Origin of the sequence: Acinetobacter sp. OYA S30 (assembly GCF_033599315.1) — a bacterium.
Taxonomy (GTDB): domain Bacteria; phylum Pseudomonadota; class Gammaproteobacteria; order Pseudomonadales; family Moraxellaceae; genus Acinetobacter; species Acinetobacter baumannii.
Map to the genome: position 1 here is coordinate 1 of NZ_JAWVAV010000069.1, position 8,484 is coordinate 8,484.

The following is an 8,484-nucleotide window of genomic DNA, read 5'->3' on the forward strand; positions in this document are numbered from 1 at the left end:
GCCAAGTTCCAAGCTGACTATCCAAAAGCTTGGAATGAACTTACTCAAGAAATTGATTTTCAACGCAGAAAGCAGCTCGCGATAAAGCTACTTGAAACAAATATCCCTTTCCGTGACCGCAAGACATATAAGCAGAAGCGTGGCTTCACCGGCTCAAGATGAGGATAAGAAAATGAATGTATTTTTCCAAAAAGCTGAACGCAAGCAAGCTAAGTTAAGACTTGCTTTATCTGGCCCTACTGGTTCAGGAAAAACAGAAAGCGCACTTAAACTTGCTACCGGTATTGGTGGTCGAATTGCTGTTGTTGATACAGAAGACAGCAGTGCTTCGCTATATGCAGACCGTTATGATTTTTATGCTGCGAACCTAACACCTCCATATACACCAGAAAAATTTACGGCCGCAATTAAAGCAGCTGAGCAGGCTGGCTTTGATATTTTAATTTTGGACAGTATTACTCATGAATGGTCTGGTACTGGCGGGTGTTTAGAAATTGTAGATACCCTAACCAAAGGTAAATTTAAAGGTAATAGCTGGGCTGCATGGAGTGAAGTAACCCCACGTCATCGTAAATTTATAGATGCCATTCTCCATTCAAGTATTCACATCATCGTAACTCTACGCAGCAAAATGGATACGATCCAAACCGAAACTAATGGCAAGAAGAAAGTTGAAAAGGTTGGGATGAAATCTGAGCAGCGTGATGGTATCGAATATGAATTCACTACTGTTCTTGACTTAAATGCGGATCATTTTGCAAACGCAACTAAAGACCGAACTCATATTTTCACTGAACCAATGATGATCAATGAAGGAACTGGCGTTTGTTTACGTGAATGGCTTATTTCTGGTTCTGCTGATGCAACTATCGATGGTAATCAGTTCCTAGAAATTGAAGATCTTATGCATCGTGCTGGGATCAACATCGAAAATTATTGCTTAAAACGCAAATTAAATAGCTTGATGGATCTTCAACAACAAAAGTTTGAAGAAACAAAAAATCAGCTTTTAAACATAATTCGCAAAAACGAACAAACTGCTCGTGAACACGAAAATCAATTGAGCCAAAGCCAAACGCATGCGGCAAATAATTTTGTAGAGATTTCAGCTGAACAACGTGATGAGCTACAAAACTTCATAGCTGAACGTGGCCTCGATGTAAAAACAGTCTGTGAGCACTTAGGTATCGATGCCCTCATTCAAATAGAAGCGGCAAAACTAATTGCAGTTAAACAAGAAATTGAAACCTTAGCGAAAACGGGGATGACAGCATGAAAATACTTAATAAAGTTGAGGCCAAACTTGCTTGGGCTAACGGTGAATTACTTTTAGTAAATAATACTGAGCGTAATGGTTGGGAACCATTTAACCCTTATGACTTTGGCTTTGATGTTTTTGATAAATTCGAATTTCAATTAAAGCCTAGAACTATTTTTATTGGTGAATTTGAGGTACCAGAACCATTAAGAGAAGCGCCAGAAAAAGGTACTACTTGCTCTTACCCTAGCCCAACTGTTGAATTAGGTGTGCAGCAGTTTAAGTGGAATGGTTCAAAGGGACAATTACGCATGCTTCAGCATGGTCAAGTCCACTCAAGTTTTGATAATGCTTTTGCTCATTGCTGCGCGATTATTAAAATTAGCGGTGGTGAGTTTGCTGGAGACATTCTAAAACTTATAAATAAGCCTACTGAAGAAGCCGAAGAAGAAAAGCCTTCAGAAAATAATGTTGAAAAAGCACAAACAACTGAGCCGACTATTGAATCAGAAACCGCTGATTCAGAATATAAAAAGAAACTTGACACCCTGCTGCTACGAGTTAAGGAATCAAAAACACCAGACGAAGTAAATGCAGTTTATCGATACACACGTACTTGGTCAGATAAACAAATGGAACCTTTGCTTCTTGCAACTCACAAGCGACTTGAAGAGCTCGAAAAATCTAAGGTATCTGCAACTGAACCGCCTTCACTAATGGTCCAGATCCAAAACGCGCCCGACCTCACAACATTAGATGCTTTGGAAATAGATGTGGCCGCACGAGATCCACAGATTCAATCACGACTCATGGATTTTGTTAAGAAACGCCGCTTTGAATTAGAGAACCATACATCTACGCCACTTCAAGAGGCTGAGCCTGATTATTTATTAGGAGACGGTTTCTAATATGAAGGATCAGTACAAGAAAGTGAGCCAAAAACACATGCTTGGTTTTATGTACTACTTGCAATTGCTGGGCTACGTAATAGTCCGGCAAGGCATGGATCAAGCGATGTTTCTAACCAAGCATTATGCGGTACCAGTCGCTTGGCGCCGCATAACGATCGACTATCACAACCGGTTAAATAAACCAGCTCAACAACTTTATAAAGAGTTTGTTGAGTGGACTAAAGAAGAATATTTGAGGGCTTAGGTAATGATTGATTTAAAAACTAAACAAGCATTTTTGGCTGAGCAATTGCCTATTTTTAAAGAAAAATATTGGATTCCCGAACATTTAGATGTCCTCGAATTCGATATGAATGGCGGCTGTTTTGATATTGCTGAAGGTGTCAAAACTGATCTAAGTGAAGAAGACCTTTTTGATATTTACCATCGTGTAAATAGTGGTTGGGCAATGTGGAAAAAAGCCGTTAGTTTCATGCGCGAAAAAGCTCAGGAGGTGCCGACTTGGATTCCAACTTCCACTATGTTGCCAGATGAGGGCGAAGAGGTTTTATTCTTGGATTCTCATAACGTAATTCATGAAGGTTCTTTAAACACTGACTATGTGGATGGGCCTTATGGAGAAAATAATGAAGACAATGGTGATTATCAAACCCTATGGACATCAAACTCAAATGGTGAAGAGTTTTTACTAGAAGAAATTAAGTTTTGGATGGCTAGACCAAGTGACCCTATTACATGTGGAGCAGGAGCTGCTAATGAGTAAAGTAATTGGTGAAGTAAATTTGAATCCCAGCCGTATTGAAGGCACTCCGGATCAGGTAGCAGTTCATATTTTTAAAGAAGTTATTTGTCCAAGTACTGAGGAGCTTCTCAAAAATAATCCTGAGGCTGCAAAGGTTTTTGTATACCACATTTTTGGTTTAGCGCTTTCTCAGCTTGCCGAATTCCATTCAACTAAAAGTTTAGATAAAGCTGTAACCGTTACTCTTCACAACCTTTTGCGTCAATTGAAGAAAGAACGTAATGAGTTGAAGCATTAAGGAGATTTATATGTCACGTTTAACTAAATTAGATCGTATGACACATACAGAAAAAGAGGCTGCAAAAAAAGAATTTTGGGAAGCTGCTGATAATCAGACCTTCCCACCTGAAACGGTTGCAATCGTAATGCACGTATCTTTACCATGGTTGCAGAAGAAAAGATGTGAAGGCGGCGGTATTCCCTTTTCGAAACCGCACAAACGTCAGGTAAATTATGTGAAGGCTGATGTTTTGGCGTATATTGAACAAAACAAAATGGCACATACTGCATAAGCGGCTAAGTGCCGCTTTTTTAATCAATTAAAATAGACCTTTAATAGACTTAAACCTGAAAAATAGACCATATTTACCGAAATAGACCATTAATAGACTATTTTTGTATTGCTAAAGATTGTGTAATATTGCATTGTATTGTTTTAATCTAAATTACTAAAAATATTGATTTTTTAATATCGTGAGGTATTGCTTAATATTGCATTGTATTGTTAGAATCATTAAAATCCCGCTGAACTTTAGGGTTCAAGGGTAACGACATGCAGCGGCATCTTCGGAGCATTTATTTTTAAATAAATACCTATAAATTCGAATTTTATTTTCAAATTAAAATACCTAGACAGACCTGTCAGTCTATTTTTTTATTCTCTTAACTAATTAGTTGTTCTTAAAATTAAATACTCATTATTTTTTTAATTATTATTCATTTCTACGTAAACATTCCTCATACCATCCTGCCTGAAAATCTTCAATTGCTCGGCGTTTAAAGAAATTTGTCTTAAATACTTTGGCAGCATAAGCTGAGCTAATTAAGTCTTGATAAAGCTGCTTGGCTTCTTCATCTGCCAGCCCATCAGCAATTTGTTGTAAATCTTGTGCTGGTACTTTTTGCTGCCGTGCTTCCATCACGTTATAAGCGACCTTTTTTACGATATTACAAATATCTGGGTCAGCTGTACTTTCATTAGCATAGCAACCGTTGGCAATAAAACTTAATAATAATATTTTAAATTTCATATCCCTATCCTATTATTCATCTTCCGTTCTTAAAAAAGTAATAGATGAGAAGACCTATTCCTTTCAAAATGTTCATGCAGGATTAATTACATAAAAATAAATGATCATGACCACAAGCAAGATGGAAGCAAGTGTTAAATAGGTGCCGACTGTATTAAAACTCTGTAAAAATTTTAAGATCTGCATTTCAAATCCAGAGAAAAGTTGAAGTAATTAACAGAAGAAATTTAGCACAACTAAATAATGCCAATCAATTCACACTTTTAAATTTTTATCGTGATTTAATTCAAATATTATTCATTACATTTTATCCCCAAAGTCCCTTTATAGTAGTCAGTTGCACTTTTCAAATCTGACAATAATTTTTCTTCAGTGTACGGTTTTGGTGAAACTTCTATCAGTGCAGGCATGTATTGTTTTTTATACACCTCAGGATAGTCATAACATAAAATTTTAACTTTAACTTCTTGAGGGGTATTTGGATTATCTAACTGATCTAAAAATTCACCAATTTTTCGGTCCGACTCTTCAAATTGAGCTTTATAATCAATTTGAGGTGCCTCAGATTCTGCCTGTTTCGTACATGCACTGAGCAATGCCACACATAACATAATTGTTAAAAATTTTAACTTCATAGATTTCACATTTTCATATTCATCTTTAAATATACTTATCCTGATTAAATGTAAATAAATACTGTAAATACGTAAAAAAGAAAAAATTATATGTAGATAGCTTCTCCTCCCAACAAAACTATTTTTACCTGGTCTAATACATTAGAAGACTGCTTTTTAATAATTTTTAAATTTCGGTGAAACCATAGAAAAGTAGGTATAATTTTGCTCGACTGTCCGCAAATCTTTGTTAGATTTCTCCATGAATGAATTAAGTTTTATTAGAAAAAATTTAAGATCTAGAAGACGAGCTTTAACCCAATTTGAGCAAAAACAGGCTCAGCTTAATGTTTTACATTGCCTAAATCACCTTCCTATTTTTCATTCATCAAAAAAAATCGGTTTATATCTGCATGCTTTTGGTGAAATCCATACCGATCTTCTTATCAAATTATGTTTTAAAAAGAACAAACAAGTTTATTTACCCATGATTTGTTCGATGAACCAACGTTTAGTATGGGTAAAAATAAATAAAAACCAATATTTAAGTCGTCGTTTTTCTCATCACCCATTGGGAATGAAAGAACCTATGGCGACTCGCGGAAAACATGTATCACAGCTTGATTTGCTACTTATGCCACTTTTAGCTTGCGATCACTATGGGACACGTATTGGTATGGGTGGTGGTTATTATGATCGTACATTGGCAAGTGCTAAGCATAAACCTTACCGTTTAGGATTGGCACATCAATTTCAATTTATTGAACACACTTTAGAACGTCAAAGTTGGGATCAACCATTAGATGGTTTACTGACTCCACAGCACTTTTATTATTTTAAAAGATGATTTTTATATAAAATTTATAAAATCTCCAATATATCCTTTTACTTTTTTAGCTCCTTAAAAACGAAAAAGTAACCACCCTAAGGATGGTTACTTTGCCGTGACAGACCGTTTTACCAACTTATATTAACACGTCTATTTGGCGCTAAACATTGAATAAGTTGTGAACTATTGTTATCACTACACTGCTTGTATAAGTCGGTCTGGCTATTCGCCTGTATTTGTATACGGCTTGGTTCAACACCTTGTCGTACCAGTAACTTGGCAACCGTATTCGCTCGTTTAGATGATAACTCTTGGTTATAACTAAACTTACCCAATGGGTCTGTGAATCCAGAAACAATAATTGGGGTTGTTGTTGGACTTTTCTTAATTTGCTCAGCAATTTTCACAACGCTATTAGTACCTTCTTCAATCGCACTCGCATCAAATCGATCAAAAGCAAATAGAACACTCGCTGTACGATCTGCAATTACAGTGCTATATGCTGGTGCCTGATTATTTTCTCCCAAAACAACTAAACCTTCACACGCTTCACCCTTCCAAGATAAACGTTCTGCTAAATAGTGCTTATCAAAATCAATACGCAACTGGCAACGCTGGTACTGGTGTGTGTTGGGAACACGGATATCTAGCACATAGTTCCAAACTTTTACTGCAAAAAGCCCTTCACTAAATTGTGGATTGCCTAGTAAAGCTCGAATTTGATCTTTATTTAGTCCTGTATCTAAACGAGCAATATCTTGGTATTCATAACGTTTTACTTGTTTCAAATAACTCTTTTCAATCGCTGGAAAATGAATTTCCTGTTGCTGAGCCTGTTCATTTGCATAAGTTGTGACTGCGAAACCAGCAAAAGCTGCTAAGACTAAGCTTTGGATTGTTTTGTTCATCTCTATAATCTCTTTAATCTGTCGAGCAAGGAGAGCATTGCCCTCCCAACCAGTTTCTTAATTAATCACACCACTAATACCAACGCGGACGCTTGGCTCACCTTGAGAAGCAGCTGCCACACCACCTGTAATTGACCAACGGCCATTGTCAGAGGTTTTGCGTAAGGTCACACCGACTGCGTTCTCACCACCATGATATGCAGCACCAACAGCATAGGTATATTTACCTGCTACAAACGGCGCATTTTCTAAGGCCATGGCAGCGGCAATACCTGCATTAGCTTTTTTCTCAACGTCATCAATACGTTTATTGGTGTCATAGAACACTTGTTGTAACTGATCACCCAGATTGGTAATTTTGTTACCCAATTCTTGGTTCGACTGGTTTAAGGTCCCAATCGCATCATTAATATTGTTCTTACCTGTACCACCAATATTGTTGGTTGTAATTGAGCCATCTTTAGGATCAATCGTAGTATTTCCACCAATACTGTTTTTGATGCTTTCTGAAATTTTATGGATTTGACCACCATTTACAGCTTGGTTCGAACCAGCTTTAATCTCACCATCTTTAACACCTTGAACAACACGATCACCCTCTTTACCAGCCATATTAATGCTAGTACCGCCAGTATCTCTACCGACCGTGATTTCACCATTTGGTTTTTGCTGTTGAACTAACCCAGCTTTACCATTAGAAATGTTATCGATGTTATTCTGAATATTCTTAATATCATTCGAGTTCTTATCGACTTGATTTTGAACATTCCATAATTGACCACCATTCACGGCATCTTTAGAGCCTTCAGCAATTTTACCGTCAGCTACATTTTTCAGATTGGTACCTTTTTCTCCACCACCTAAAGTGACTGAGTTCTTGTCGACATTGCCATTTTTATCTTTGTCATACTGCACAGCATGATCAGAAAGCTTGCCAATATCTTTACCAATTTGATCTTTAACTTCGTTAATTTGCTTGTCTAATTGGCCTTTGTTCACCGCATCTTTTGCATTAATACCGTCTGCAACATTGGTAATTTGTTTACCACCTGCATTAATACCATTCACTGTGATGCTTGGCCCACCCTTAATGGTTAGACCTTGTTGATTTAAGACATGGCCCCCGACATTCACGCTATCGAACTTCACATCTTTTAACATCTCAATTTTGACACCATCTTCTGTGGTACGGGTAATGATGTTCTCGCCACTAGTTTTATCCTCAGCAGTTTTTTCGTCCGCACCACCTACAATATTGATAGTGTCACCAAGCTTACGGTGAACTGCTTTGCCTTGGGTTGCTTTCTGGTCATTCGCACCAAAATTCAGACCTTTTTGAGTCAAGTCATTTACACCATTGGTGACTTTTTCATCTACAGACTTAATTGCGTCATTGATGTTGTTTTTACCTGTTCCGCCAATGTTATTGGTCGTCAGGCTACCATCCGGGTTTACAACGGTATTTCCACCAATACTGGTTTTGATGCTATTAGAGATATGGTGAACCTGACCGCCATTTACAGCATCTTTAGAATTTTGTGCAATTACACCATTAGCCACATCAGTAATTTTCTTACTACCAGCATTAATGCCATCTTTAGTGATGCTTGGGCCATCTTTAATGGTTAAGCCATTATGATTAAGTACGGCATCACCTGTAGTTACACTATTTAAAGTTAGATCTTTTTTGGTCGCTACTTCATAGTTTGTACTACCATCTTTATTAACAGTTTCTTTTACAACAATGTTGTCACCTTCAGTTACAGTAGTCTTCGCTTTCGTAGCTGTATTTTTTACTTCACTAATCGCATCATTGATGTTGTTTTTGCCAGTACCACCAATATTGCTAGTAGTCAGACTACCATCCGGATTAACAACTGTATTTCCACCAATACTGTTTTTGATGCTGTTA

General features: G+C 37.1%; 12 protein-coding genes. 7 read left to right on the forward strand and 5 right to left on the reverse strand.

The window, feature by feature from the left end; all coding sequences use genetic code 11:
• Positions 1–172: 172 nt before the first annotated feature.
• Genes R5R67_RS18400 through R5R67_RS18425 form a run of 6 tightly spaced genes read left to right on the forward strand, consistent with a single transcriptional unit; the run spans position 173 to position 3,483 of the window.
• A complete protein-coding gene (locus tag R5R67_RS18400) occupies positions 173–1,276 on the forward strand; it encodes an ATP-binding protein (protein ID WP_001100371.1) in 1,104 nt (367 codons plus the stop codon).
• Entirely contained in the window at positions 1,273–2,166 is an 894-nt protein-coding gene (locus R5R67_RS18405; protein WP_000698527.1) for a hypothetical protein, read from the forward strand. The genes R5R67_RS18400 and R5R67_RS18405 overlap by 4 nt, the downstream gene beginning before the upstream one ends.
• Before the next feature lies 1 nt (position 2,167).
• On the forward strand, positions 2,168–2,413 hold the full coding sequence (locus tag R5R67_RS18410; RefSeq protein ID WP_000654847.1) for a hypothetical protein: 246 nt from the start codon (positions 2,168–2,170) through the stop codon (positions 2,411–2,413).
• 3 nt (positions 2,414–2,416) lie between these two features.
• Positions 2,417–2,932 (forward strand): hypothetical protein, encoded by a 516-nt coding sequence (locus R5R67_RS18415; protein ID WP_000566256.1) that lies wholly within the window; start codon positions 2,417–2,419, stop codon positions 2,930–2,932.
• Positions 2,925–3,209: a hypothetical protein gene (locus R5R67_RS18420; RefSeq protein WP_000048749.1), complete on the forward strand. Its 285-nt coding sequence runs from the start codon at positions 2,925–2,927 to the stop codon at positions 3,207–3,209. Before R5R67_RS18415 ends, R5R67_RS18420 begins: the two co-directional genes overlap by 8 nt.
• 10 nt (positions 3,210–3,219) lie before the next feature.
• On the forward strand, positions 3,220–3,483 hold the full coding sequence (locus tag R5R67_RS18425) for a hypothetical protein (protein WP_000088976.1): 264 nt from the start codon (positions 3,220–3,222) through the stop codon (positions 3,481–3,483).
• A 420-nt stretch (positions 3,484–3,903) separates the two neighbouring features.
• Here the strand turns inward: R5R67_RS18425 and R5R67_RS18430 are convergent, their stop codons facing one another.
• The 3 genes from R5R67_RS18430 to R5R67_RS18440 all read right to left on the reverse strand — a co-directional run bounded on the left by R5R67_RS18430 (position 3,904) and on the right by R5R67_RS18440 (position 4,856).
• Positions 3,904–4,221 (reverse strand): hypothetical protein, encoded by a 318-nt coding sequence (locus R5R67_RS18430; protein WP_000669356.1) that lies wholly within the window; start codon positions 4,219–4,221, stop codon positions 3,904–3,906.
• 72 nt (positions 4,222–4,293) lie between these two features.
• A complete protein-coding gene (locus tag R5R67_RS18435) occupies positions 4,294–4,407 on the reverse strand; it encodes a hypothetical protein (protein ID WP_001166305.1) in 114 nt (37 codons plus the stop codon).
• 107 nt (positions 4,408–4,514) lie between these two features.
• Positions 4,515–4,856: a hypothetical protein gene (locus tag R5R67_RS18440; protein WP_000768227.1), complete on the reverse strand. Its 342-nt coding sequence runs from the start codon at positions 4,854–4,856 to the stop codon at positions 4,515–4,517.
• A 241-nt stretch (positions 4,857–5,097) separates the two neighbouring features.
• Here R5R67_RS18440 and R5R67_RS18445 point away from each other — a divergent pair, with 241 nt between their 5' ends.
• Positions 5,098–5,682, forward strand: a complete 585-nt coding sequence (locus R5R67_RS18445) for a 5-formyltetrahydrofolate cyclo-ligase (protein ID WP_001004359.1) — start codon at positions 5,098–5,100, stop codon at positions 5,680–5,682.
• Between the two features lie 110 nt (positions 5,683–5,792).
• Here R5R67_RS18445 and tpgA read toward each other — a convergent pair whose 3' ends face one another.
• Together tpgA and R5R67_RS18455 are read right to left on the reverse strand one after the other, a co-directional pair.
• Positions 5,793–6,572, reverse strand: coding sequence for a trimeric autotransporter adhesin/peptidogylcan-associated protein TpgA (gene tpgA, locus R5R67_RS18450; RefSeq protein ID WP_001044105.1), 780 nt, complete (start codon positions 6,570–6,572; stop codon positions 5,793–5,795).
• Positions 6,573–6,629: 57 nt separating this feature from the next.
• Positions 6,630–8,484 (reverse strand): YadA-like family protein (locus R5R67_RS18455; protein ID WP_318755118.1); only part of this gene is annotated, 1,855 nt, incomplete at its 5' end.